Here is a 23711-nt window from a genome sequence, read left to right as displayed (position 1 = left end):
GTTTGCTTACCCGCGCGAGGCGGCAATCTTGATCAGCTTGGCATAGTAGAAGCCGTCGTGGCCGCCTTCCTGGGCCAGCAACTGGCGGCCGTGGGGCTGGCGCAGGCCGGCTTCGGTGGCCAGGTCCAGCTCACGGGCACCTGGGGTGCGGGCAAGGAAGGCGCCGATCACTTCGGTGTTCTCGGTCGGCAGGCTGGAGCAGGTGGCATACAGCAGCATGCCGCCGACTTCCAGGGTCGGCCACAGGGCATCGAGCAGTTCGCCTTGCAGGGCGGCCAGGGCCGGAATGTCATCGGCCTGGCGGGTCAGCTTGATGTCCGGGTGGCGGCGGATCACGCCGGTGGCCGAGCACGGGGCGTCGAGCAGGATGCGCTGGAACGGCTTGCCGTCCCACCAGCTGGCGGTGTTGCGGGCATCGCAGGCGATCAACTCGGCGTCCAGCTGCAGGCGGTCGAGGTTTTCGCGCACGCGGGTCAGGCGCTTGGCTTCCAGGTCGATGGCCACCAGGTGCGCCAGGCCCGCTTCGGCTTCGAGCAGGTGGCAGGTCTTGCCGCCCGGGGCGCAGCAGGCGTCGAGCACGCGCTGGCCGGGGGCGAGTTCGAGCAGGTCGGCAGACAGCTGCGCAGCTTCGTCCTGAACGCTGACCCAACCTTCGGCGAAGCCCGGCAGGCCACGCACATCGCAGGCCTCAGCCAGGACGATACCGTCGCGGCTGAACTGGCAAGCGCTGGCAGCGATGCCGGCTTCGACCAGCAGCGCCAGGTAGGCATCGCGGCTGTGGTGGCGGCGGTTGACCCGCAGGATCATCGGCGGGTGCGCGTTGTTGGCCGCGCAGATTGCTTCCCACTGCTCCGGCCAGAAGGCTTTCAGCGACTTCTGCAGCCAGCGCGGGTGGGCGGTGCGCACCACCGGGTCACGCTCCATGCCGGCGAGCAGCGCCTCGCCTTCACGCTGGGCGCGGCGCAGTACGGCGTTGAGCAGGCCTTTGGCCCACGGCTTCTTCAGCTTGTCGGCGCAGCCGACGGTTTCGCCGATGGCGGCGTGGGCCGGGATGCGCGTGTAGAACAGCTGGTACAGCCCGACCAGCAGCAGTGCCTGCACATCGGTATCGGCGGCCTTGAACGGCTTTTGCAGCAGCTGTGCTGCGAGCAGGTCGAGGCGTGGCTGCCAGCGGGCGGTGCCGAATGCCAGGTCCTGGGTCAGGCCACGGTCGCGTTCATCGACCTTGTCCAATTGCGCTGGCAGCGAGCTGTTCAGCGAGGCCTTGCCGCTGAGTACAGCGGCCAAGGCACGGGCGGCGGCGAGGCGTGGGTTCATTGGCCCAGCACCTTGCCACTGGCGAACTTCTCGCGGCGGCTGTTGAACAGGTCGCTGAAGGCCAGGGCCTTGCCACCGGGCAATTGCAGGCGGGTCAGGCTCAGGGCCTGGTCACCGCAGGCGACCACCAGGCCGTCCTTGCTGGCTGAGAGGATCTCGCCCGGGGCGCCCTTGCCTGTGGACAAGTTGGCGGCGAGAACCTTCACGCTCTCGCCATCGAGCGTGCTGTGGCACACCGGCCATGGGTTGAAGGCACGGATCAGACGCTCCAGCTCGACAGCCGGGCGGTTCCAGTCGATGCGCGCTTCGTCCTTGTTCAGCTTGTGTGCATAGGTGGCCAGGGCATCGTCCTGTACCTCGCCCTGCAGGCTGCCGTCGGCCAGACCGGCGATGGCTTGCACCACGGCAGGCGGGCCCATTTCGGCGAGGCGGTCATGCAGGCTGCCACCGGTATCGTCGGCACTGATCGGGGTGACCACCTTGAGCAGCATCGGGCCGGTGTCCAGGCCCGCTTCCATGCGCATCACGGTCACGCCGCTCTCGGCGTCGCCGGCTTCCACGGCGCGCTGGATCGGCGCCGCACCGCGCCAGCGTGGCAGCAGGGAGGCGTGGCTGTTGATGCAGCCCAGGCGCGGGATGTCCAGCACCACCTGGGGCAGGATCAGGCCGTAGGCGACCACCACCATCAGGTCCGGCTTGAGCGCGGCGAGTTCAGCCTGGGCGTCTTCGTTGCGCAGGGTTGGCGGCTGGAACACCGGGATGTCATGGGCCACGGCCAGTGCCTTGACCGCGCTCGGCATGAGCTTCTGGCCACGGCCGGCGGGGCGATCGGGCTGGGTGTAGACGCCCACGATCTCGTAAGGGCTGTCGAGCAGGGCCTTGAGGTGTTCGGCGGCAAACTCTGGAGTGCCTGCAAAGACGATGCGCATGGAGTTCTCGCTTCAAAAAAGAAAAAGGCTTGCCGGAGCAAGCCTTCTGGAAGGTAGGGATCAGGCTTGCTGGCGGTGCTGCTTTTCCAGCTTCTTCTTGATCCGGTCGCGTTTGAGTTGCGACAGGTAGTCAACGAACAGCTTGCCGTTGAGGTGATCGAACTCGTGCTGCACGCACACCGCCAACAGGCCTTCGCATTCCAGCTCGAACGGCTTGCCGTCGCGGTCCTGGGCCTTGACCCGCACACGCAACGGGCGGTCGACGTTCTCGTAGAAGCCAGGCACCGACAGGCAGCCTTCCTGGTACTGGCCCATGTCGTGGGTCAGCTCTTCGACCGTGGGGTTGATGAAGACGCGCGGCTCGCTGCGGTCTTCGCTCAGGTCCATGACCACAACCTGCTTGTGCACGTTGACCTGGGTAGCGGCCAGGCCGATGCCAGGGGCTTCGTACATGGTTTCAAACATGTCGTCGATCAGCTGACGCAGGGCGTCGTCGAACTCCGTCACCGGTTTGGCAAGGGTGCGCAGGCGCGGGTCCGGGAATTCGAGAATGTTCAAGATGGCCATAAGGTCAGGCAGTCACTGTGCGTTCGGTTGAAAACTGAGCACACATAATAAAGGGAATCGACGATTTCGGCACCTGGCAAGCTCGACTAGGGTGTCTATGGGCTTGGTAGCGTCCAATTCATGGACAGCTTTTCAAACTGTTACCCACACAGTTATCCACAGGTTGTGCCACGTAATTGGCCCTGTTTCGATCAAGGATGATCCCCATGTCTACCCACCACTCGTCGCTTTGTTCGCCTGCCGAAATCGAGGCCCGATTGCGTCTGCATCGCCTCCCCGAGGTCGGGTTGCGGCGTTTTCACGCCTTGCTGAAAGCTTTTGGCAGCGCCTCTTCGGCGCTCAGTGCCCCGGCCGGGGCATGGCGTGCGCTGGGTATGGCGCAGGCCACCATCGATGCCCGGCGCAGTGCCCAGGTGCGCGACGGAGCATTGGCCGCAATGGCCTGGTTAGAGCGGCCGGGCCAGCATTTGCTGATGTGGGACAGCCCAGGTTACCCCGCGCTGCTGGCCGAAATCGACGATGCCCCACCGCTGCTTTTCGTGGCAGGTGAGCCCGCGTTGCTCGACCGCCCGCAGTTGGCAATTGTGGGCAGCAGGCGTGCTTCACCCCCCGCCATCGACAACGCCAGAGGATTTGCCCGTTACCTGTCGCAAGCCGGGTTCACCATCACCAGTGGCCTTGCCTTGGGGATCGACGGTGCCGCTCATCGGGCTGCCTTGCAGGCCGGAGGGGGCACGATCGGTGTACTCGGCACGGGGTTGCAAAAACTTTATCCACAGCGCCACCGTGAGCTGGCCAAGGCGATGGTCGACAGCGGTAGCGCGCTGATTTCGGAGTTTCCGCTGGATGCTGGGCCGCTGCCGGGCAACTTCCCGCGGCGCAATCGCATTATCAGCGGGCTGTCGCTTGGCGTTCTGGTGGTCGAGGCGAGCCTGGCCAGTGGTTCGTTGATCACGGCCCGGCTGGCAGCCGAGCAGGGACGTGAGGTCTATGCCATTCCCGGTTCGATCCACCATCCCGGTGCCAAGGGCTGCCACCAGTTGATCCGCGACGGTGCGTTGCTGGTGGAAAGCGTGGAACAGATCCTGGAAACCTTGCAGGGTTGGCACAACATGCCGCCGGTGATTGTGGATAAACCGTCGCATCCCCTGCTGGCATTGCTGCATGCCGCGCCGCAGACCAGCGAGGCACTGGCGGTTTGCAGCAAGCAGCCACTGGCGCAGGTGCTGGCGCAATTGACCGAGCTGGAGCTCGAAGGCCGAGTGAGTAATGAAGCCGGGCGTTGGTTTGCCCGCGTGGGCTAAGTAAACTGCCGTCATGGCTTAAATGCGGAGAAACACAAATGGTGAGCAGTTGGCGTGTGCAACAAGCCGCGCGTGAGATTCGGGCGGGCGCGGTAATCGCCTACCCGACGGAAGCGGTCTGGGGCCTGGGCTGCGACCCTTGGAACGAGGACGCGGTGTATCGCCTGCTGGCGCTCAAGTCGCGGCCTGTGGATAAAGGCCTGATTCTGGTCGCCGACAACATCCGCCAGTTCGACTTCCTGTTCGAGGATTTCCCGGAAGACTGGATCGACCGCATGGGCAGTACCTGGCCCGGGCCCAATACCTGGCTGGTGCCGCATCAGGACCTGTTGCCGGAGTGGGTGACGGGGCAGCATGACACGGTGGCGCTGCGGGTCAGCGATCATCCGCAGGTGCGTGAGTTGTGTGCGTTGGTGGGGCCGTTGATTTCCACGTCGTGCAACCCGGGTGGGCGGCCGGCGGCGAAGACGCGGTTGCGGGTTGAGCAGTATTTCCACGGGCAACTGGACCTGGTGCTCGGTGGGGCGCTGGGTGGGCGGAAGAATCCGAGTGTGATTCGTGATCTGGTCACTGGCGAGGTTGTTCGCCCAGGCTGATCCTCTTGGGTGAGCGCTAATTGCTGTAGGAGCGGCCTTGTGTCGCGAAAGGGCTGCGCAGCAGCCCCATCAATTTCCGCACCGGCATTGCACTTGGGGGCCGCTTTGCGGCCCTTTTCGCGACACAAGGCCGCTCCTACAAAGGGGCGCAGGCTTTTCTGAAGTGTCTTATCAAATACGAATTTGGGAAATTTCCTACAACTCGTATCGAATACCATCATCTTCTCAGTAGGAACTCCTGCCTCTAGTCTCCACATCGTCGCCGAACAACTTGGCGATCGGGTGTGGTAACCCGTGGATGTACTGGAAGGTGACAGCCCATGGCGGCTGTGCGCGGGAGGCTTCGTGCCTACCGGGATTGCCTCCAGCCCGGCTTACCACCCCGCGTACAGCTGCCACCCAATCCGTGTGGTAACGGATGGAGGGCAGCTCCTGTTCTGGAGCAAAACATGAAAAAGATAGTCCCCGATCCACCACTCCCCTGCACTTCTACTCGCTCTTTCGGCCGCTGCGACGCCGGCCACGAACCGCTTTTCAGCGTAAACCCGAACATCCCCGCCGCCGACGCGCTGGTCCACGTAGCGCTCTACCTGCGCTGCGCCTACGAGACGGGCTACAAGACCCTCGATTACCTGCGCGAAGAAGGCCGCGGCATGTACTGGTCGAACCTGCATGCGATCGAAATGGCAGAGGGGTTGGTAGAGGCGATGCTTGATGGCATTGAATCCTCACCTGTGTCTAAAAACGCTGTCGGCTGATCTGGCGCTATCGCCGGCAAGCCGGCTCCCACAGGTTCATCAGTCGCTCTTGAGAGCAGATCTGCATTCGTGGGAGCCAGCTTGTCAGCGATCCTTCCAACGCAGATGTTTCCTACATGCACTGTAGAGGGCAATCACCTCCCTGCTCTCAGTCGTCCACTCTATGCTTCGTGTTTTCTTGGTATCCGACCATGAGGCGTTGAGGTTTGTACCTAGGCTTGTACAATGTTTGTGTTTGCAGACCCAAGCCTATTGCCCATCCAGTTGTCCTGGTTGGGTTGAGAAAAACCTGATCCAGGCCCTGCCTGGGAAGGATTTGAAAAAATGCATGTACTGACTTTTAGCCAGGCTCGCGCCGACCTGAAGCAGACGATGGATGATGTATGTCGGGATCACGAACCCGCGATCATCACGCGACAGCGTGGTGAGCAATCAACACTTTGATCAAGGAATGCCTGCGTATCCCTTTCAAGGGCACTGGCAAACCTGAGCCTCTGAAGGGTGATCTTTCAGGATTCTGGTCTCGTCGTATTACCCGCGAACACCGACTGGTCTACCTCTTTGAAGGTGGGCAGATGACCATCTTGCAGTGCAGATACCACTACGATAATTGATCATGTCGCCTGTCTTCTCCGGGCATTGAAGGCGCGCCAATGGCGAACACTACCGCTGGCTGATCTGGCGCTATCGCTGGCAAGCCAGCCCCCACAGGTACACCGCCGCCTGCAAGAGCGGCATAGATACTGTGGGAGCCGGCTTGCCGGCGAATGGGCCGCAAAGCGGCCCCAGGGTTCAAGGCAGTAGAACAGTCGATCCCACAGTCCGCCGCGCCGACAGTTCAGTCTGGGCCTTGGCCGCCTCGCTCAGCGGATAACGCTGCTGGATATCCACAACCAGCTTGCCACTGCCAATCATGGCAAACAGATCATCCGCCATGGCCTGGGTGTTCTCGGCATTGTTGGCATAGCTGGCCAAGGTCGGCCGGGTGACATACAGCGCGCCCTTCTGCGCCAGAATCCCAAGGTTCACCCCACTCACCGCGCCCGAGGCATTGCCAAAGCTCACCATCAACCCACGCGGCTGCAGGCAGTCCAGCGAGGTCAGCCAGGTGTCGGCGCCGACGCCGTCATACACCACGGGGCATTTCTTGCCATCGGTCAGTTCCAGCACCCGCTTGGCCACATCTTCGCGGCTGTAGTCGATGGTCGCCCACGCCCCTAGTGCCTTGGCCCGCTCGGCCTTCTCGGCTGAGCTGACGGTGCCGATCAGTTTGGCGCCCAACGCCTTGGCCCATTGGCAGGCCAGCGAGCCCACGCCTCCGGCAGCGGCATGGAACAAGATCACATCGCCCGGCTGCACGGCATAGGTCTGCTTGAGCAGGTACTGCACGGTCAAACCCTTGAGCATCACCGCCGCCGCCTGTTCGAAGCTGATGTTGTCGGGCAGCTTCACCAGGTTGGCTTCGGGCAGCGTATGCACTTCGCTGTAGGCGCCCAGCGGGCCGACGGCGTAGGCCACGCGGTCACCCACCTTAAGACGGGTGACGCCCTCACCAACCGCATCGACCACCCCAGCCCCCTCGGTGCCCAGGCCCGAAGGCAGCGCAGGCGGTGCGTACAGGCCGTTGCGGAAATAGGTGTCGATGAAGTTCAAGCCGATTGCATGGTTACGCACGCGTACTTGCTGCGGCCCGGGTGGTGCCGGGTCGAACTCCACAAGCTGCAGCACTTCGGGGCCGCCATGCTGGCTGAACTGGATACGCTTGGCCATCTCGCACTCCTGTTGTCGGGATCGGGAAAGGCCTTCTATCGGACGCCTTTGCTTGACCGCCGTCAACTGCGGCGCGCGCTCTGGCGGTGGTATGCTACGCGGCGAATTCTTCCCTGCCCGTTCCTGGTGACCCGATGACTAGCCGCACCGAGGCCGTGAAAGCCTACCTGCTCGACCTGCAAGACCGCATCTGCTCTGCCCTCGAAGCCGAAGACGGCGGCGCCCGCTTCGTCGAGGATGCCTGGGTGCGCGAAGCTGGCGGCGGGGGGCGCACGCGGGTCATCGGCGAGGGCAAGCTGATCGAGAAAGGCGGCGTGAACTTCTCCCACGTGTTCGGCGCCGGCCTGCCGCCGTCGGCCAGCGCCCACCGCCCCGAGCTGGCGGGCCGTGGTTTCGAAGCCTTGGGCGTGTCGCTGGTGATCCACCCGCACAACCCGCATGTGCCGACGTCCCACGCCAATGTGCGGTTCTTCATCGCCGAGAAGGAAGGCGAAGAAGCGGTCTGGTGGTTCGGTGGCGGCTTCGACCTGACCCCGTACTACGGCAATGAAGAAGATTGCATCCACTGGCACCGCGTGGCCGAGCAGGCTTGCGCGCCGTTCGGCGCCGACGTCTACCCGCGCTACAAGGCCTGGTGCGACCGCTACTTCCACCTCAAGCACCGGGGCGAGCCGCGTGGCATTGGCGGATTGTTCTTCGATGACCTGAACGAGTGGGACTTCGACACCTGCTTCGCTTTCATCCGCGCCATCGGCGATGCCTACATCGATGCTTACCTGCCCATCGTCCAGCGCCGCAAGGACACGCCCTACACCCCTGAGCAGCGCGAGTTCCAGGAGTACCGCCGCGGTCGCTACGTGGAGTTCAACCTGGTCTACGACCGTGGCACCCTGTTCGGCCTGCAGTCTGGCGGTCGCACCGAGTCGATCCTCATGTCGCTGCCGCCGCAGGTACGCTGGGGCTACGACTGGAAAGCCGTGCCGGGCAGCGAGGAAGCACGCCTGACCGAATACTTCCTGCAAGACCGCGACTGGCTCGCCCAGTAAGCCTGTGGAAAACCGAGGAGCCCCCATGGACCAGTACGTCGTTTTCGGTAACCCGATTGGCCACAGCAAGTCGCCGCTGATTCATCGGCTGTTCGCCGAACAGACCGGCCAGGACCTGGAGTACTCCACCCTGCTGGCGCCGGTGGACGAGTTCAGCGACTGTGCCCGTGGCTTCTTCAAGCAAGGCAGCGGCGCCAACGTGACCGTGCCGTTCAAGGAAGAGGCCTACCGGCTGTGCGACAGCCTCACCCCGCGCGCCCAGCGTGCCGGGGCGGTGAATACATTGAGCAAGCTGGCGGACGGCACGTTGCAAGGTGACAACACCGATGGCGCCGGCCTGGTGCGTGACCTGACGGTGAATGCCGGGGTCGAGCTGACCGGCAAGCGCATTCTCATTCTGGGCGCCGGGGGGGCGGTGCGGGGTGTGCTGGAGCCGATTCTGGCCCTCGACCCGCAATCGCTGGTGGTCGCCAACCGCACCGTGGAAAAGGCCGAGCAGCTGGCGCGTGAGTTCGCTGAGCTGGGGCCGGTGGTGGCCAGCGGGTTTGGCTGGTTGCAGGAGCCGGTGGACGTGATCATCAACGCCACCTCGGCGAGCCTGTCCGGCGAGTTGCCGCCGATTGCCGAGAGCCTGGTCGAGGCCGGGCGCACGGTGTGCTACGACATGATGTATGGCAAGGAGCCGACGCCGTTCTGCCAGTGGGCGAGCAAGCTGGGCGCGGCCCAGGTGCTGGATGGGCTGGGCATGTTGGCTGAGCAGGCGGCTGAGGCGTTCTTTATCTGGCGTGGAGTGCGGCCGGATACCGGGCCGGTGCTGGACGAGCTGCGCCGGCAATTGGCGCGGGGCTGAGATTTTGGGGCCGCTTTGCGGCCCTTTCGCGACACAAGGCCGCTCCTACAAAGGCACCGCGCTCCCCTGTAGGAGCGGCCTTGTGTCGCGAAAGGGCTGCAAAGCAGCCCCAACGATCACTCCTCAAATCGAATAGGACAAAGCTCCATCCCTTCCAGCTTCTGCAATTCCTCGATCACCTGCGGCCTGGCCCGGTGCAAGGTCAGACTCCCCCCCGCCCGCCTCAACCGCCGCGCCTCGCGGTGCAGCATGTCCACCCCCGAGTAATCGATAAAGTTCACCTGCCGCGCATCGATCACCACATGCGGCCCCTGGCAGCGCTGCAGCCGCACCTGCAGATAATGCGCCGCCCCGAAGAAAATCGACCCGCCCACCCGCAGCACGTCGGCCTGCCCTTCGCGGCTCTGCTGCACCCGTGGTCGCGAAGTGCGCTTGAGGTAGAAGAACAGCGAAGCCAGCACCCCGGCATAAATTGCCGTCTGCAACTCTAACAGCAAGGTCGCTGCAGCAGTCAGCGCCATGACCAGAAACTCCGAACGACTTACCCGGAACAACGCGCGGATAGCCCGGTGGTCAACCAACCCCCAACAGATCAGCAGGATGCTGCCTGCCATGGCCGGAATTGGCAGGTGCGCGATCAGGCCGGCACCGGTCACCGCGAACAGCGCCACCCACAGCGCCGAGAACACACCGGCCAGAGGCGAACGGGCGCCGGCTTCGTAGCTCAGGCCCGAGCGGGTGAAAGAACCGGAAGACAGGTAACCGGAGAAGAACGCGCCGACCATGTTCGACAAGCCCTGTGCACGGATTTCCTGGTCGGCGTCGATCAGTTGCTCGGAGCGTGCCGACAGCGAGCGGGCGATCGACAGGCTGGTCACCAAGCCGAGCATGCCTACCGCAACGGCGCTGGGCAGTAGGCGCAAGATCAGTTCCAGGTCCAGCAAGGGCAGTGGGCTGAGCGGCGGCAGCTGGCCAGTGAAGGCCGGTACCCGTGCCACATGGCCGAAGAAGCCCGGCAGCAGCCAGGCCATCAGGCTGACCAGTACCAGGCTTATCAACAGGCTCGGCCAGCGCGGACGCCAGAGTTTGAAGGCCACCCCGATTACAACGGTAGCCAGGCCAAGCAGCAGCGATGGCAGGTCGACCTCGCCGGCATGGCTAGCCAGGTCCTGCACGGTCTTCAGCGCCGTGGCCTGGCTCGGCAGATCCATGCCCATCAGGTTCGGCAACTGGCCGAGGGCGATGACGATGGCGGCGCCCAGGGTAAACCCGAGCACCACCGAATGGGAGACGAAATTGACCAGCGCGCCGAAGCGCAGCAGGCCGAGCAGCAATTGGAAAATGCCGCCGAGGAACGTCAGCAGCAACACCAGGGTGACGTAGTCGTCGCTGCCGGCCACGGCCAAGGGGCTGATGCTGGCGTAGAGGACAATGGAGATGGCGGCGGTGGGGCCGCAGATCAGGTGCCAGGAGGAGCCCCACAAGCAGGCGATCAGCACCGGCACGATGGCGGCGTACAGGCCGTATTCGGCGGGCAGGCCGGCGATCAGGGCGTAGGCGATCGATTGTGGCAGGGCGAGAATCGCACCGCTCAGGCCCACCAGCAGGTCCTGGCGCAGGCTGCGGCCCGATTGGCGGGGGAGCCAGGTGAGGAAGGGCAGCAGGTGGGTCAGGTGAATCATGGGGCAACTCGCATAGGGGGCTGTCTTGTGCTGGCTTTACTGGCCTCATCGCCGGCAAGCCGGCTCCCACAGGGGGCGATGAGGCCGGTACAGGTTCTACAAATGAGTGTTGACCGCTTCCAGAGCACTGCCCCCGGCCATGGTGGTCACCCCATCCAACCAACCCTCGATTACCTGGGGGTTCGCCTTGACCCAAGCCTCGGCCGCCTCATCGAAGCTGATCTTCTTATCCACAACCTCGGCCATGATGCTGTTTTCCATGTCCAGGGTAAATTTCAGGTTGCCCAGCAGCTTAGCCGCATTCGGGCAGGCTTGTGGATAACCCTTGCGAGTCAGGGTGTAGACCTCGCCTTTGCTGCCAAACCACTGCTCCCCGCCAGTCAGGTAGTGCATCTTCAACTTCACGTTCATCGGGTGCGGTGTCCAGCCGAGGAAGGTGATGAACTGGTTCTTCTTCACCGCGCGGTCGACCTGCGCCAGCATCGCCTGCTCACTCGACTCCACCAGCTTCCACTGGCCGAGGTCGAACTCATTCTTGTCGATGATCGCCTTCAGCGACAGGTTGGCGGGGGCGCCGGAGCCTATGCCGTAAAGCTTCTTGTCGAACTGGTCGGCGTGTTTCTGCAAGTCCGCGAAATCCTTCACGCCGGCATTCCACACGTAGTCGGGCACCGCCAGGGTGAATTCGGTTCCCTCCAGGTTGCGCGAGAGTTGCTGCACATCGCCATTGGCGACGAATTTGTCATGGAAGCCCTGCTGCGCTGGCATCCAGTTGCCGAGGAAGGCATCGACCTTGCCGTCCTTCAGGCCGCCGTAGATGATCGGCACCGCCAGGCTGTCGACCTTGACCTGGTAGCCCAGGCGCTCCAGAAGCAGCCGGGCAATGGCATTGGTGGATGCAATGTCGCTCCAGCCGGGGTCGGCCAGCTTCACGGTGCTGCATTGCGCATCGTCGGCGTGGGCCGTGACGTTGGCCAGGCCAAGGGCCAGGGCGATCACGGCGGTGGAGAACTTGTGCATGGCGGCCTCTCTTCATCAATCCATGGGTGCGGGCTGTGGATAACGTGCCTTGCGCTCGAGGTCGTCGAGATCGATGTGATTGCGCATGTACTGTTGGCTGGCGTCCACCCAGGGTTGGTGGTCCCAGCTTTTCAGCGTGCCGATGGCCAGCGCCTCGGCCACCAGGCGGCGGCGCCTTTGGCTGGCCAATACCTGCTGGCGCAGGCTGGGGATATCCCAACGCGCGCGGGCTTCATCGACAAATGCCTGCAGCACCCCTTGGTGGTCAGGGCTGCCGGTGAGGTTCTCCCGTTCGTGCGGGTCGCGGCTCAGGTCATAGAGTAAACAGGGGTCGTCTTCGCTGTATACGAACTTGTAGGCGCCGCGGCGGATCATCATCAGCGGGCCGACCGTGCCTTCTGCCATGTATTCGCCAATCACCTCGTCGTGGCCGCCCTGCCCCTGCAAATGGCCGAGCAGCGAGCGGCCGTCCAGGTGCAGGGATTTATCCACAGCCCCGCCGGCCAGTTCCACCAGGGTCGGCAGCAGGTCGCAGGTCGATACCGAGGCACTCACGCGCAACGCGGCGAAGCGCTTGGGCGCGTGGATGAGCAGCGGCACCCGCGCCGACATCTCGAACCAGTGCATCTTGTACCAGAGCCCGCGCTCGCCAAGCATGTCGCCATGGTCGCCGGAGAACACGATCAGGGTGTCGTCGGCCAGGTTGCATTCCTCCAGGGTCTGCAGCAGCTGGCCGATGTTGTCGTCGATGTAGCTGCAGGCGCCGAAATAGGCGCGGCGGGCGTCGTGGATCTTGTCCACAGGCAGGGGCTTGTCCCACAGGTCGTAGACCTTGAGCAGGCGTTGTGAATGCGGGTCCAGTGCTTGCTGGCTGAACTCGGCGCGGGGCATGGGGATATCCACACCTTCGTAGCGATCCCAGTAGCGCTTGGGAATGGTGTACGGGTCGTGCGGGTGGGTCATGGATACGGTCAGGCAGAACGGCCGGCCATCGTTTTCGCGCACATGGTCATACAGGTACTGGCGCGCCTTGAACACCACCTCCTCATCGAAATCCAGCTGATTGGTACGCACGCAGGGGCCGGCTTGCAGCACCGACGACATGTTGTGGTACCAGCTCGGGCGCGCGTCCAGGGCATCCCAGTTCACCGCCCAGCCGTAGTCGGCAGGGTAGATGTCGCTGGTCAGGCGTTGTTCGTACCCATGCAACTGGTCCGGGCCGCAGAAATGCATCTTGCCCGACAGCGCCGTGCGATAGCCGAGCCGGCGCAAGTAGTGGGCGTAGGTGGGTATGTCGGCGGGGAAGTCGGCGGCATTGTCGTAGGCGCCGATGCGACTGGGCAGCTGGCCACTGACCAGGGTGAAGCGTGACGGCGCGCACAACGGGCTGTTGCAGTAGGCCGAATCGAACACCACCGCCTGTTCGGCCAGGCGGCTCAGGTGCGGCATCTGGATGGGCGATGGGGCGTAGATCGGCAGCAGGGGGGCGGCCATCTGGTCGGCCATGATGAACAGGATATTCGGGCGCGTCATGGGAGGCTTCCATTGTTTAGGGTTATGCGAACCGCTTGCCTACCAAGATGCGACTGGGGCTAACATGGGTAAAGCCCATGGCGGGCAATGACTGGGATTAGCCGAGCTTATGTTTGACCACCTCGCCGAGCTGTCACTGGATACCTTGCGCGTGTTTGAAGCCGCCGCGCGCCTGCGGGGGTTTACGGCCGCCGCGCTGGAGCTGGGCACCACGCAGCCGGCGGTGAGCCAGCAGGTCAAACGCCTGGAAGCGCAGTTGAGTACGCGGTTGTTCGACCGCATCTACCGAGGTATCGAACTGACCGAGGCGGGCCGGCAGTTGTTCGAACAGGTCCACCAGGGCCTGCAGGCGATGGACGATGGCATTGCCGAAGTCAGTGGGCGTGGCCAGCGAGAGGTGCTGCAGGTGGCCACCGACTTTGCCTTTGCAGCCTACTGGCTGATGCCTCGCCTGCAGCGCTTCCATGAGGCTTACCCACTGGTCGATGTGAGCCTGGTGACGGGTGAGCGCAGCCAGGCCATGCTGCGGCCGGATATCGACGTGGCGGTGCTGTTCGGCGATGGGCGCTTTCATCAGGGTGAGAGCCGTTGGCTGTTCGATGAGGAAGTCTTCCCGGTCTGCAGCCCTCGGCTGATTCATGGCAAACCCTTGTCAGCCGTGGCTTTGCAGCGTTTGCCCTTGCTTCATTTGCGGGGCGAACAGTCCAGTGGCTGGTTCGATTGGGCGGGGGTGTTTCGCGGGTTTGGCGTGACCAGCCCGCCGCCGCCAGGGCAGTTGCGGTTCGATAACTACACGCTGCTGATCCAGGCGGCGATCGCCGGCCAGGGGGTGGCGATTGGTTGGGGGCATCTGGTTGATGGGTTGGTGGAGCAAGGGTTGCTGTGCCGCCCGTTGGAGGGGAGTTTGCGGTCCAGGCGGGGGTATTACGCGGTGCTGCCGCCGCGCAAGCGGCGGGGGGCGCTGATTGAGCGATTCGTGGATTGGCTGGAAAATGAGCGGGGGCAGTGAGGCTTTTGGGGCCGCTTTGCGACCCTTTCGCGACACAAGGCCGCTCCTACAAAGGCACCGCGACCGCTGTAGGAGCGGCCTTGTGTCGCGAAAGGGCTGCAAAGCAGCCCCAGCGATCTATCAAACAAAGTTCAGATGCTCACCCCGATGCAGCCCCAGCTCCAGCATGTCGACCATCCCCGCCGCCACCCCGGCCAAGCGCCGCAACGGCTCATCCAGCTCCGGCTCCACCGTGCCGCTGGTCGTGCGAAAGTGCTCGATCCCCATTCCAGGGTAGTCCTGCGGCGCATTGATCAGCGTCCAGTGCAAAGCACTGCGCTGCAGTGCATCGACCACCTGATCGACGCACCCACGTTCCTCGTCGGAGTAGCTGCCCGGCGTATCCAGTACAGCGAAATCGCCCACCAGCAGCAGCCGGCGTATAGTCGTGCGACTTAGCCCGGCCACCAGCGCCTCGCTCATCCGCCACTGTGCAGGCAGATCACCCGGCGCCAGCGCCGGAAGCAGGGCAATCACTGCCGAGCCGCCTGCGGCGCCCTGCTCCGCCTGGTCAGCACTCGCCAGCCCGCCTATCTTGAAATGCAGGCCGGGGCGCGGGGCATGGCGATTGAGGTCATCGACCACGGCCGTGACTTCATGCTGGCGCGACAGCAGCTCGACCATCAGGGCACTGCCCAGGCTGCTCTCAGCCCCGAACAGCACCAGTTTGAACACTGGGGTTTCGGCATTTTTCACCACGTCACTCCCTTTGCAGGTGGTGATGGTTTGACCGCAATCAGGAGTTATCGTGCAGAGGATCAAGGGCTATCACGCCCACGTTTACTACGACGCATCGACCATCGAGCAGGCCCGCAACCTGTGCGAGGAAGCGGCGCGGCTGTTTCCCGTGACCATGGGCCGCCTGCACCAGAAGCCGGTCGGGCCGCACCCGGACTGGAGCTGCCAGCTGGCGTTCGGGCCGGAGGTGGTGGGGGTGGTTTTGCCGTGGTTGGCGTTGTATCGGAGGGGGCTGGTGGTGTTTTTACACCCGCTGACCGGGGATGAGCTGGCGGATCACCGGGATCATGCGATCTGGATGGGGGCCGTGCGGCCTTTGGATCTGTCGATCTTTGAGGAATAGGTTGGTTTTGCTGGCCCTATCGCCGGCAAGCCGGCTCCCACAGTGGGCATGTGCAGCGCTAACCCTGTGGGAGCCGGCTTGCCGGCGATGAAGGCGACGCGGATCAGGAACGCGCGCCGCGCACCCCTTCAGCCAGGGCCGAGCACAGGCTCAATACATCGCTGACAGCCTGATCGGCATCCTTGGCCTGAGCGATCTTGTCGACCAGCGCCGACCCCACCACCACGCCATCGGCCAAACGGGCAATCGCCGCCGCCTGCTCCGGCGTGCGAATACCGAAACCAACGCTGATCGGCAGGTCGGTATGCCGGCGCAGGCGGGTAATCGCCTCGGTCACGTGCTCGGTGGTCGCCGAGCCTGCACCGGTCACACCGGCCACCGACACGTAGTAGACGAACCCGGAGCTGCGCTCCAGCACGCGCGGCAGGCGCGCATCGTCGGTAGTCGGGGTGGTCAGGCGAATGAAGTCGATGCCGGCAGCCTGGGCCGGGGTGGCCAGCTCGGCGTCGTGCTCCGGCGGCAGGTCGACGATGATCAGGCCATCGACGCCGGCCTCTTTGGCCTCGGCGACGAACTTCTCTACACCAAAGCGATGGATCGGGTTGTAGTAGCCCATCAGCACGATCGGCGTAGCCTGGTTGCCAACGCGGAATTCACGCACCATCTGCAGGGTCTTGGCCAGGGTCTGGCCAGCTTCCAGCGCGCGCAGGGTGGCCAGCTGAATGGCCACGCCATCGGCCATCGGGTCGGTGAACGGCATGCCCAGTTCGATCACGTCGGCACCGGCAGCCGGCAGGCCCTTGAGGATCTGCAGCGAGGCGTCGTAGCCAGGGTCGCCCGCGGTCACGAAGGTGACCAGGGCGGCGCGGCCTTCGGCTTTCAGGTCGGCGAAGCGTTGTTCAAGACGGCTCATGCCTGTTTCTCCTGGGCGGCCATGTGGTTCATCACGGTTTGCATGTCTTTGTCGCCGCGGCCCGACAGGCAGATCACCATCAAGTGGTCCTTGGGCAGGGTCGGCGCGCGCTTGATCGCCTCGGCCAGCGCGTGGGAGCTTTCCAGGGCCGGGATGATGCCTTCCAGGCGGCAGGTGGCGTGGAAGGCGTCGAGGGCCTCTTCATCGGTGATGCTGACGTACTCCACGCGCTTCACTTCGTGCAGGTAGGCATGTTCCGGGCCGATCCCGGGGTAGTCCAGGCCGGCGGAGATCGAGTGGGCGTCGGTGATCTGGCCGTCGTCGTCCTGCAGCAGGTAGGTGCGGTTGCCGTGCAGCACGCCCGGTACACCGCCGTTGAGGCTGGCGGCGTGCTTGTCGGTATCGACACCGTGGCCGCCGGCTTCGACGCCGATGATCTGTACGCTGGCGTCGTCGAGGAAGTCGTGGAACAGGCCCATGGCGTTGGAGCCACCGCCCACGCAGGCGATCAGGCTGTCAGGCAGGCGGCCTTCCTTCTCTTGCAGCTGGGCGCGGGTTTCCTTGCCGATGATCGACTGGAAGTCGCGGACCATGGCTGGGTATGGGTGCGGGCCTGCCACGGTGCCGATCAGGTAGAAGGTGTCGTCGACGTTGGTGACCCAGTCGCGCAGGGCCTCGTTCATGGCGTCCTTCAGCGTACCGGTACCGGCGGTGACCGGCACGATCTCGGCGCCCAGCAGCTTCATGCGGAACACGTTGGCCTGCTGGCGCTCGATGTCGGTGGCGCCCATGTAGATCACGCAGGGCAGGCCGAAGCGGGCGGCGACGGTGGCGGTGGCCACACCGTGCATGCCGGCGCCGGTTTCGGCGATCAGGCGTTTCTTGCCCATGCGCTTGGCCAGCAGCACCTGGCCGATGCAGTTGTTCACCTTGTGCGCGCCGGTGTGGTTGAGCTCTTCACGCTTGAAGAAGATCTTCGCGCCGCCGCAGTGCTCGGTCAGGCGCTCGGCGAAGTACAGCGGGTTGGGGCGGCCGATGTAGTCGCGCTGGAAGTAGGCCAGTTCTTCGAGGAACTTGGGGTCGGCCTTGGCCGCTTCGTACTCGCGGGCCAGGTCCAGCACCAGCGGCATCAGGGTTTCGGCCACGTAGCGGCCGCCGAACGAGCCGAACAGGCCGTTGGCGTCTGGGCCGGCGCGGTATTGGGTCTGGGTCATGGGGCGCTCCAGGGCGTTAGCAATGAGTGATGGGCTTTACTCTAACCACGGCAAGCCCGGCTGAAAACCGATAAGATTGCGCAAACCTGTCAGGAAAACTCACACGTCATATGGCCCAGGACCTCCCTCCCCTCAACGCCCTGCGGGCCTTCGAGGCGACTGCCCGGCTCAACAGTGTCAGCCAGGCCGCCGAAGTGCTGCACGTGACCCATGGTGCCGTAAGCCGGCAGATCAAGGTGCTGGAGCAGCACCTGGGGGTGGCCTTGTTCGTCAAGGACGGGCGCGGCATCAAACTCACAGATGCCGGTATCAGGCTGCGCGATGCCAGCGGCGAAGCCTTCGACAAGCTGCGCGGGGTGTGTGCCGAGCTGAGCCGAGATACCCGCGAGGCACCGTTCGTGCTGGGCTGCTCCGGCAGCCTGCTGGCGCGCTGGTTTATCCCCAGGCTCGGGCGGCTCAATGCCGACTTGCCCGAGTTGCGCCTGCACCTGTCGGCGGGCGAAGGCGACCTCGATCCGCGGCGGCCGGGGCTGGATGCGCTGCTGGTCTATGCCGAGCCCCCGTGGCCTGCAGACATGCAGGTGCATGTGCTGGCCGAGGAGCGCATCGGGCCGGTACTCAGCCCGCACTACGCCGGCTTCGAGCGCTTGCGTGGCGCGCCCGCCAAGGCCTTGCTCGGCGAGGCGTTGCTGCACACCACTTCCCGCCCGCAGGCGTGGCCGACCTGGGTCGAGGAACAGGGTCTGGAGGTTGCCGAGGTGAAGTACGGTCAAGCCTTCGAGCACCTGTACTACTTGCTCGAAGCGGCGGTGGCTGGCCTGGGCGTGGCTATCGCGCCTCAGCCGTTGGTGGCGGACGACTTGCGCGCCGGGCGGCTGTGCGCGCCCTGGGGCTTTTCGCCGACGCCTGCGGCGCTGGCGCTGTGGGTGCCACGGCGCGCCGCGGATGGGCGCGCCGAGCAGTTGGCGCAGTGGCTGCGCCGCGAGTTGGGCCGGCAGGCCGGTTAGTTGCGGCGGTACAGCAAGTAGGCTGCCAGCAGGCCGAGCGCGCCAATCGCCACCCCGGCGGTGGTGACGGGGTGTTCCTGGGCGTAGTCGCGGGTGGCGATGCCCGTCTGGCGGGTACGGGTCTTCACTTCCTCATAAGCATCGCTGAGCAGGCTGCGCGAGTGCTTCAGCGCGCTTTCCGCGTTGCTGCGGATGGCCTTCACCGACTTCTGGGATTCCTCCGAGGCGTCGTGCTTGAGGTTTTCCAGGCTTTTCAGAAGGCTTTCGATCTCCGCTTCCATGCTTTCCAGGGACGTTTTACGCAGCGAGTTGCGGTGCATGTTGACTCTCCTTTACAGAATGGACTGTAAGGATTGCGACTGCGTGGGCCGACGAAAGTGCGATCGAACTTTACCCGGCGGCGATGGTTCGCAGGTAAACCAGGCCTGCGCTGCTAGGCTCAATCTCACCGTCAATCAAGGAGTGCGCTCATGTCCGATCATCACACCTACAAAAAGATCGAGCTGGTGGGGTCTTCGCCGACCAGCATCGAAGAGGCGATCAACAATGCCCTGGCCGAAGCGGCCAAGAGCATCAAGCACCTGGAATGGTTCGAGGTGATCGATACCCGTGGCCATATCCGCGGCGACAAGGCGGCGCACTTTCAGGTCACGCTCAAGGTGGGCTTCCGCATCGCCAACAGCTGAGCCGCGTGGGGCTGGCAAAGCCCGGCGTGATGGCGTGATACAGTCAAAGGGGCGCCTGGCCGGCGCCCTTTTTGATTTTCATCTGAACAAGGAAAGCGAGCGATGAAGAAACTGGTTCTGGCAGTAGGGCTGATGGCACTGGCGGGTGGTGCGATGGCGGCCGGGAAGTCGTGCGAGGCGCTCAAGGCGGAGATTGCGGCGAAGCTGGATGCCAAAGGGGTGAAGGGTTACACCCTGGAGATCGTCAAGAAGGGCGACCCGGCTGGCAAGGTGGTGGGCAACTGTGAAGGTGGCGCCAAGGAAATTGTCTATCGTCGCGGTTGAGCGGTGGCCCGATCGCCGGCGAGCCGGCTCCCACAGGTACCCCACTGCCCTTGGGCCAGCTGATATCCCTGTGGGAGCCAGCTTGCCGGCGATCAGGTCCTACTCGGCCTTCAATGCCTGCGCCATCAATTCATAAGACCGCACCCGGTCGGCATGCTCATACAGGTCGCAGGTAAAGATCAGTTCATCCGCCCCGGTCTGCTCCAGCAGCACTTGCACTTTGGCCCGCACCTTCTGCGGGCTGCCGATCATCGCCAGCCCCAGGAAACTGCTAACCGCGTCCCGCTCATGGGGCAGCCACAGCCCGTCCATGCTCTGCACGGGTGGCCGCTGCATCAGGCTTTGCCCGCGAATCAGCGCAAGGATGCGCTGGTACACCGAGGTGGCCAGGTATTCGGCCTTCTCGTCGGTTTCCGCCACCACCATCGGTACGCCGAGCATCACATAGGGCTTGTCCAGCGTGGTGGACGGCTTGAAATGGTCGCGGTAGATGCGGATCGCCTCATGCATGTAGCGCGGAGCGAAATGCGAGGCGAAGGCATAGGGCATGCCGCGCATGCCGGCCAGCTGGGCGCTGAACAGGCTGGAGCCGAGCAGCCACATCGGCACTTCGGTGTCGTGGCCGGGCACAGCGATCACTTTTTGATCATCAAGGCGCGGGCCCAGGTAACGGGAAAGCTCCTCGACATCGTCCGGGAAGTCGTCGGCACTGCCCGAGCGCTCGCGGCGCAGGGCATGGGCCGTCATGTGGTCGGAGCCTGGCGCACGGCCCAGGCCCAGGTCGATGCGCCCCGGATACAGGCTGGCCAGGGTGCCGAACTGCTCGGCGATTACCAGCGGCGCATGGTTGGGCAGCATGACCCCGCCGGAGCCCACGCGGATAGTCGAGGTGCCGCCCGCCAGGTAACCGATCAGCACCGACGTGGCGGAACTGGCGATGCCGTCCATGTTGTGGTGTTCGGCCACCCAGAAGCGGTGATAGCCAAAGCGCTCGACGTGCTGGGCCAGGTCCAGGGAATTGCGCAGCGATTGCGCAGGCCCTGCGTCGGCGCGCACCGGCACCAGGTCGAGGGTGGAAATTTTCAGGTCGCGCAGCAGCGTCATCGAAGTCTCCTGGAACAGGGTTGGCCTGAGGCCTTTTCAACTCTGTATGGGCATATTCGGTGTATTCAATGGCTGCTGCGAGATTGCTCTGAACTTGCCGTAGGGCGCCGTCCTCTGAACTTTAGGCATGTAACCAAGTGACCAGGAGGCATCATGAAAAAGACAGCATCGGCGATCTGGCAAGGCGGCCTGAAGGATGGCAAGGGCCTGCTTTCGACGGAAAGCGGCGCGCTCAAGCAGAACCCCTATGGGTTCAACACCCGGTTCGAAGGCTCGCCTGGGACCAACCCGGAGGAACTGATCGGTGCCGCCCATGCGGGCTGCTTCTCGATGGCGCTGTCGATGATGCTTGGCGAAGCGGGCCTGACTGCAGAGCGGATCGACACCATCGCCGAAGTCAGCCTCGACAAACAGCCCGATGGCTTTGCCATCACCGCCGTGCACCTGATCCTCAAGGCCAAGGTGCCTGGGGCCAGCGAAGCGCAGTTCCTCGAAATCGCCAACAAGGCCAAGGCCGGGTGCCCGGTGTCGAAGGTGCTGAACGCCACTATCAGCCTGGACGCCACGCTGGTGGGCTAAGCGGCGCAACGGGAGCGGTTTCCTGTAGTCTAAGAGGTATCGGCAGCACCGCTGCCCTTTCAGGAGCCGTTCCATGATCCGCGTAGCAATCGCCGTGCTGGCGTCCCTGCTGGCCACATCTGCACTGGCGGCGGTCAAACCGTGCGAGGAACTGAAAGCCGAGATCGAAGCCAAGATCCAGGCCCAGGGCGTACAGACCTATACCCTGGAGATCGTGCCCAACAGTGAGGTCAAGGATCAGAACATGGTCGTTGGCAGCTGTGATGGCGGGACCAAGAAAATCATCTACCAGAAGAATGGCCGGTAGCTGATGGGGCCGCGTGGCGGCCCCGCATTTCAAGGGATGCAGAACACATCGCTGGGCTCGTTCACCAGCACCTTGCGGCTGGCGTCATACAACAGCACTTGCGGCTCCATCACCGGTGCGCGGGCTTCCAGGCGGTAGCGCTCGCCGGCCTTGAAGTCGTCGAAGCGTACGGTCAGGTAGCAGGTGCGGTCTTTCGGCGATGTCAGCATGCCGCCGGCGTAGATTTCGTAATCGAAACGTACCACCAGCTCGTGCTTGCCAGGCGTGACCTGGAAGTAGCGGCCGTCATCCAGCCGTTTGCCATCGAGGCGGTCGGCCATGATGACCCGGCCAGGGGTCATGGTGTAGAGGTCAACCCAGGCCTGCTTGGGGTCGACGGGCGGCAAGGGGCTGGCGCAAGCCCCCAGTGCACTGAGGGCGATCAGCATCATGGGCTGGCGCATGGTGAAACTCCCACTTGCGACTCACAAGCTACAAGCATAGCGCCGTTTGCACGGTTCAGGTGCGTTGGCAGCCTGCCGGCATACCCTGGCCGAGCAATTTCTGCTGCTCGTCATAGAGTTTGATCCACGGGCGGAAGCCGATGCTGCCTGCCTGCAGCTGGTAGCGCTGGCCAGCGCTGAAATCCTTGAAGGTCAGGTTGAGTTGGCAATCGCGCCACAGCGGCTCGGCGTCCGGGCCGATATTGCTCGGTGTGACCGGGAACTGGTAACGCACGGTCAGCTCGTGGCTGCCTGGCTGAACCTCGAAATAGCGGCTTTCGGCCCAGTCACGTTCGTCAACCTGGACGGCGTGCAGGGAGGTGTTGTCGTGCGGGGTCAGGTCGATCCAGGCTTGGTTCGGGTCCGGGTTGGGCAGGGTCGAACAGGCCGATACCAGTAACAGTGAGCCGGCGACGAACAGTGCACGCATGGCGAAACTCCCCATTGGCGAGATAGTCTTGGAGCGTATCGGCCGTGAGCGAGTTGGACTGCCCAAGATGGTTTGGTTTTTTCTTTTGAAGCGCTCAGGCCCTGGGCCACTCGACCGCGTTTTCAGCGCTTTGGTTCCCGTTTTGGGCGTTTTTCTGCTGAACGGTTGCAGCAGCCTTGGCTATTACGGCCAGTTGGCCGAGGGTCAATGGCAACTGCTGCGCGCGCGCCAGCCCGTGGAGCAGGTGATTGCCGACCCGAGCAGCAGCGCGCAATTGCGTACCCGCTTGCAGCACGCTGAACAGGCGCGGGTGTTCGCCAGCGAGCATCTGCAGCTGCCCGACAACCGCAGCTATCGCGTGTACGCCGACTTAGGGCGTCCCTACGTGGTGTGGAACGTGTTCGCCACCCCCGAGCTGTCCTTGCAGCCGGTGACGCACTGCTTCCCGATTGCCGGTTGCGTCGCTTATCGCGGCTATTACCAGAAGGGCGCGGCCCGTGGTGCGGCGGCGTTGATGCGCCAGGACGGCATGGACGTGTATGTGGGCGGTGTGGAGGCCTACTCGACCCTGGGCTGGTTTGATGACCCGATCCTGTCGACGATGCTCGGTTGGGGAGACGAGCGCCTGGCCACGCTGATCTTCCATGAGTTGGCCCACCAGCGTTTCTACCTGCAGGACGACACCGCGTTCAACGAGTCATTCGCCACCTTCGTCGAGCAGGAAGGAACGCGGCAATGGCGTGCGGCGCGTGGGCTTGCGGCGATTGACGATAGCCAGGCCGGGCAGCGCGAGCAGTTCACCCGGCTGGTGCTGGCGAGCCGTGAGCGGCTGCAGGGGATTTATGCCGGGCCGTTGGATGATGCGCACAAGCGTGCGGCCAAGCAGGCGGAGTTTGCGCGCTTGCGGCGCCAGTACCGTGAGGTGCGTGACCGGGAATGGGGCGGTGATAAGCGCTACGACGCCTGGATCTATGGACCTATGAACAATGCCAAGTTGCTGCCGTTTGGGCTGTATGACCAGTGGGTGCCGGCGTTTGCGGCGCTGTTTCGGGTGGTTGGGGGAGATTGGGCGCGGTTCTACGAGCGGGTTGAAGCGTTGGGGCGGTTGTCGGTCGCAGAGCGCAAGGCGGCGTTGACCCGATTGGCGGGGAGTCTGTGAGATTT

Annotated in this window: 27 protein-coding genes and 2 pseudogenes; 15 read left to right on the top strand and 14 right to left on the bottom strand. The window is 64.0% G+C overall.

The window, feature by feature from the left end; genetic code table 11:
• Positions 1–6: 6 nt before the first annotated feature.
• Genes rsmB through def form a run of 3 tightly spaced genes read right to left on the bottom strand, consistent with a single transcriptional unit; the run spans position 7 to position 2813 of the window.
• A complete protein-coding gene (gene rsmB, locus ACIPZB_RS00480) occupies positions 7–1317 on the bottom strand; it encodes a 16S rRNA (cytosine(967)-C(5))-methyltransferase RsmB (RefSeq protein WP_400638578.1) in 1311 nt (436 codons plus the stop codon).
• Positions 1314–2246, bottom strand: coding sequence for a methionyl-tRNA formyltransferase (gene fmt, locus ACIPZB_RS00475; RefSeq protein ID WP_400638577.1), 933 nt, complete (start codon positions 2244–2246; stop codon positions 1314–1316). The genes rsmB and fmt overlap by 4 nt, the downstream gene beginning before the upstream one ends.
• Before the next feature lie 60 nt (positions 2247–2306).
• Positions 2307–2813 (bottom strand): peptide deformylase, encoded by a 507-nt coding sequence (def, locus tag ACIPZB_RS00470; RefSeq protein WP_176511735.1) that lies wholly within the window; start codon positions 2811–2813, stop codon positions 2307–2309.
• Positions 2814–3019: 206 nt separating this feature from the next.
• Between def and dprA the strand changes: the two genes are divergently transcribed.
• The 5 genes and pseudogenes from dprA to ACIPZB_RS00445 all read left to right on the top strand — a co-directional run.
• Positions 3020–4117 (top strand): DNA-processing protein DprA, encoded by a 1098-nt coding sequence (gene dprA / locus ACIPZB_RS00465; RefSeq protein WP_400638576.1) that lies wholly within the window; start codon positions 3020–3022, stop codon positions 4115–4117.
• A gap of 38 nt (positions 4118–4155) precedes the next feature.
• On the top strand, positions 4156–4713 hold the full coding sequence (locus ACIPZB_RS00460) for an L-threonylcarbamoyladenylate synthase (RefSeq protein WP_176511733.1): 558 nt from the start codon (positions 4156–4158) through the stop codon (positions 4711–4713).
• A 449-nt stretch (positions 4714–5162) separates the two neighbouring features.
• Positions 5163–5471 (top strand): DUF3077 domain-containing protein, encoded by a 309-nt coding sequence (locus ACIPZB_RS00455; protein ID WP_400638575.1) that lies wholly within the window; start codon positions 5163–5165, stop codon positions 5469–5471.
• Between the two features lie 324 nt (positions 5472–5795).
• Positions 5796–5900, top strand: a pseudogene (locus ACIPZB_RS00450) (type II toxin-antitoxin system Phd/YefM family antitoxin); the annotation flags it as partial.
• A pseudogene (locus tag ACIPZB_RS00445) lies at positions 5900–6085 on the top strand (Txe/YoeB family addiction module toxin); the annotation flags it as partial. The pseudogenes ACIPZB_RS00450 and ACIPZB_RS00445, both read left to right, overlap by 1 nt.
• 178 nt (positions 6086–6263) lie before the next feature.
• Here ACIPZB_RS00445 and ACIPZB_RS00440 read toward each other — a convergent pair.
• Positions 6264–7241 carry an NADPH:quinone reductase gene (locus ACIPZB_RS00440; RefSeq protein WP_400638574.1) on the bottom strand — a complete coding sequence of 326 codons (978 nt, stop codon included), beginning with the start codon at positions 7239–7241 and terminating at the stop codon, positions 6264–6266.
• A gap of 134 nt (positions 7242–7375) precedes the next feature.
• On the opposite strand from ACIPZB_RS00440, the gene hemF reads away from it, so the two are divergent.
• Positions 7376–8287, top strand: coding sequence for an oxygen-dependent coproporphyrinogen oxidase (hemF, locus tag ACIPZB_RS00435; RefSeq protein WP_400638573.1), 912 nt, complete (start codon positions 7376–7378; stop codon positions 8285–8287).
• Positions 8288–8312: 25 nt separating this feature from the next.
• Positions 8313–9137 (top strand): shikimate dehydrogenase, encoded by an 825-nt coding sequence (aroE, locus tag ACIPZB_RS00430; protein ID WP_400638572.1) that lies wholly within the window; start codon positions 8313–8315, stop codon positions 9135–9137.
• 116 nt (positions 9138–9253) lie between these two features.
• Here the strand turns inward: aroE and ACIPZB_RS00425 are convergent, their stop codons facing one another.
• The 3 genes from ACIPZB_RS00425 to betC all read right to left on the bottom strand — a co-directional run bounded on the left by ACIPZB_RS00425 (position 9254) and on the right by betC (position 13372).
• Positions 9254–10819: a SulP family inorganic anion transporter gene (locus tag ACIPZB_RS00425; protein ID WP_400638571.1), complete on the bottom strand. Its 1566-nt coding sequence runs from the start codon at positions 10817–10819 to the stop codon at positions 9254–9256.
• A gap of 96 nt (positions 10820–10915) precedes the next feature.
• Positions 10916–11839 carry a choline ABC transporter substrate-binding protein gene (gene choX / locus ACIPZB_RS00420; RefSeq protein ID WP_400638570.1) on the bottom strand — a complete coding sequence of 308 codons (924 nt, stop codon included), beginning with the start codon at positions 11837–11839 and terminating at the stop codon, positions 10916–10918.
• Positions 11840–11854: 15 nt separating this feature from the next.
• Complete coding sequence (gene betC, locus ACIPZB_RS00415) at positions 11855–13372, bottom strand: choline-sulfatase (protein ID WP_400638569.1); 1518 nt, start codon at positions 13370–13372, stop codon at positions 11855–11857.
• A gap of 109 nt (positions 13373–13481) precedes the next feature.
• Between betC and ACIPZB_RS00410 the strand changes: the two genes are divergently transcribed.
• Positions 13482–14381 carry a choline sulfate utilization transcriptional regulator gene (locus ACIPZB_RS00410; RefSeq protein WP_400638568.1) on the top strand — a complete coding sequence of 300 codons (900 nt, stop codon included), beginning with the start codon at positions 13482–13484 and terminating at the stop codon, positions 14379–14381.
• A gap of 120 nt (positions 14382–14501) precedes the next feature.
• Here the strand turns inward: ACIPZB_RS00410 and ACIPZB_RS00405 are convergent, their stop codons facing one another.
• On the bottom strand, positions 14502–15116 hold the full coding sequence (locus ACIPZB_RS00405; RefSeq protein ID WP_400638567.1) for an NAD(P)-dependent oxidoreductase: 615 nt from the start codon (positions 15114–15116) through the stop codon (positions 14502–14504).
• A gap of 52 nt (positions 15117–15168) precedes the next feature.
• On the opposite strand from ACIPZB_RS00405, the gene ACIPZB_RS00400 reads away from it, so the two are divergent.
• Complete coding sequence (locus tag ACIPZB_RS00400) at positions 15169–15501, top strand: DOPA 4,5-dioxygenase family protein (protein WP_400638566.1); 333 nt, start codon at positions 15169–15171, stop codon at positions 15499–15501.
• 103 nt (positions 15502–15604) lie between these two features.
• Here the strand turns inward: ACIPZB_RS00400 and trpA are convergent, their stop codons facing one another.
• Positions 15605–16414 (bottom strand): tryptophan synthase subunit alpha, encoded by an 810-nt coding sequence (gene trpA, locus ACIPZB_RS00395; RefSeq protein ID WP_008095456.1) that lies wholly within the window; start codon positions 16412–16414, stop codon positions 15605–15607.
• Positions 16411–17628: a tryptophan synthase subunit beta gene (gene trpB / locus ACIPZB_RS00390; protein ID WP_400638565.1), complete on the bottom strand. Its 1218-nt coding sequence runs from the start codon at positions 17626–17628 to the stop codon at positions 16411–16413. Before trpB ends, trpA begins: the two co-directional genes overlap by 4 nt.
• A gap of 110 nt (positions 17629–17738) precedes the next feature.
• Between trpB and ACIPZB_RS00385 the strand changes: the two genes are divergently transcribed.
• Entirely contained in the window at positions 17739–18635 is an 897-nt protein-coding gene (locus ACIPZB_RS00385; protein ID WP_400638564.1) for a LysR family transcriptional regulator, read from the top strand.
• Here the strand turns inward: ACIPZB_RS00385 and ACIPZB_RS00380 are convergent.
• Positions 18632–18955 (bottom strand): YqjD family protein, encoded by a 324-nt coding sequence (locus ACIPZB_RS00380; protein WP_008095450.1) that lies wholly within the window; start codon positions 18953–18955, stop codon positions 18632–18634. The two genes, ACIPZB_RS00385 and ACIPZB_RS00380, sit on opposite strands and share 4 nt — an antisense overlap.
• A 150-nt stretch (positions 18956–19105) precedes the next feature.
• Between ACIPZB_RS00380 and ACIPZB_RS00375 the strand changes: the two genes are divergently transcribed.
• Together ACIPZB_RS00375 and ACIPZB_RS00370 are read left to right on the top strand one after the other, a co-directional pair.
• Complete coding sequence (locus ACIPZB_RS00375) at positions 19106–19321, top strand: dodecin (RefSeq protein WP_008095448.1); 216 nt, start codon at positions 19106–19108, stop codon at positions 19319–19321.
• A gap of 102 nt (positions 19322–19423) precedes the next feature.
• Positions 19424–19645: a DUF1161 domain-containing protein gene (locus tag ACIPZB_RS00370; RefSeq protein WP_400638563.1), complete on the top strand. Its 222-nt coding sequence runs from the start codon at positions 19424–19426 to the stop codon at positions 19643–19645.
• A 99-nt stretch (positions 19646–19744) separates the two neighbouring features.
• Here the strand turns inward: ACIPZB_RS00370 and ACIPZB_RS00365 are convergent, their stop codons facing one another.
• Positions 19745–20749 (bottom strand): LLM class flavin-dependent oxidoreductase, encoded by a 1005-nt coding sequence (locus tag ACIPZB_RS00365; protein ID WP_400638562.1) that lies wholly within the window; start codon positions 20747–20749, stop codon positions 19745–19747.
• A 153-nt stretch (positions 20750–20902) separates the two neighbouring features.
• Between ACIPZB_RS00365 and ACIPZB_RS00360 the strand changes: the two genes are divergently transcribed.
• Both ACIPZB_RS00360 and ACIPZB_RS00355 read left to right on the top strand, forming a co-directional pair.
• The gene (locus ACIPZB_RS00360; protein WP_008092126.1) at positions 20903–21328 is read left to right on the top strand and encodes an OsmC family protein; all 426 of its coding nucleotides are present in this window, start codon (positions 20903–20905) and stop codon (positions 21326–21328) included.
• Between the two features lie 73 nt (positions 21329–21401).
• A complete protein-coding gene (locus ACIPZB_RS00355) occupies positions 21402–21635 on the top strand; it encodes a DUF1161 domain-containing protein (protein WP_400638561.1) in 234 nt (77 codons plus the stop codon).
• A 29-nt stretch (positions 21636–21664) separates the two neighbouring features.
• Here the strand turns inward: ACIPZB_RS00355 and ACIPZB_RS00350 are convergent, their stop codons facing one another.
• Positions 21665–22078: a hypothetical protein gene (locus tag ACIPZB_RS00350; protein WP_176511713.1), complete on the bottom strand. Its 414-nt coding sequence runs from the start codon at positions 22076–22078 to the stop codon at positions 21665–21667.
• Between the two features lie 55 nt (positions 22079–22133).
• Positions 22134–22547, bottom strand: coding sequence for a hypothetical protein (locus ACIPZB_RS00345; RefSeq protein ID WP_400638560.1), 414 nt, complete (start codon positions 22545–22547; stop codon positions 22134–22136).
• An 85-nt stretch (positions 22548–22632) separates the two neighbouring features.
• Between ACIPZB_RS00345 and ACIPZB_RS00340 the strand changes: the two genes are divergently transcribed.
• Positions 22633–23706 (top strand): aminopeptidase, encoded by a 1074-nt coding sequence (locus ACIPZB_RS00340; RefSeq protein WP_400638559.1) that lies wholly within the window; start codon positions 22633–22635, stop codon positions 23704–23706.
• The last annotated feature ends 5 nt before the right edge of the window (positions 23707–23711 follow it).

This window comes from Pseudomonas sp. NPDC089396, from assembly GCF_044749545.1.
In the GTDB taxonomy this organism is placed as follows: Bacteria; Pseudomonadota; Gammaproteobacteria; order Pseudomonadales; family Pseudomonadaceae; genus Aquipseudomonas.
This window is presented reverse-complemented; position numbering and strand designations above follow the sequence as displayed.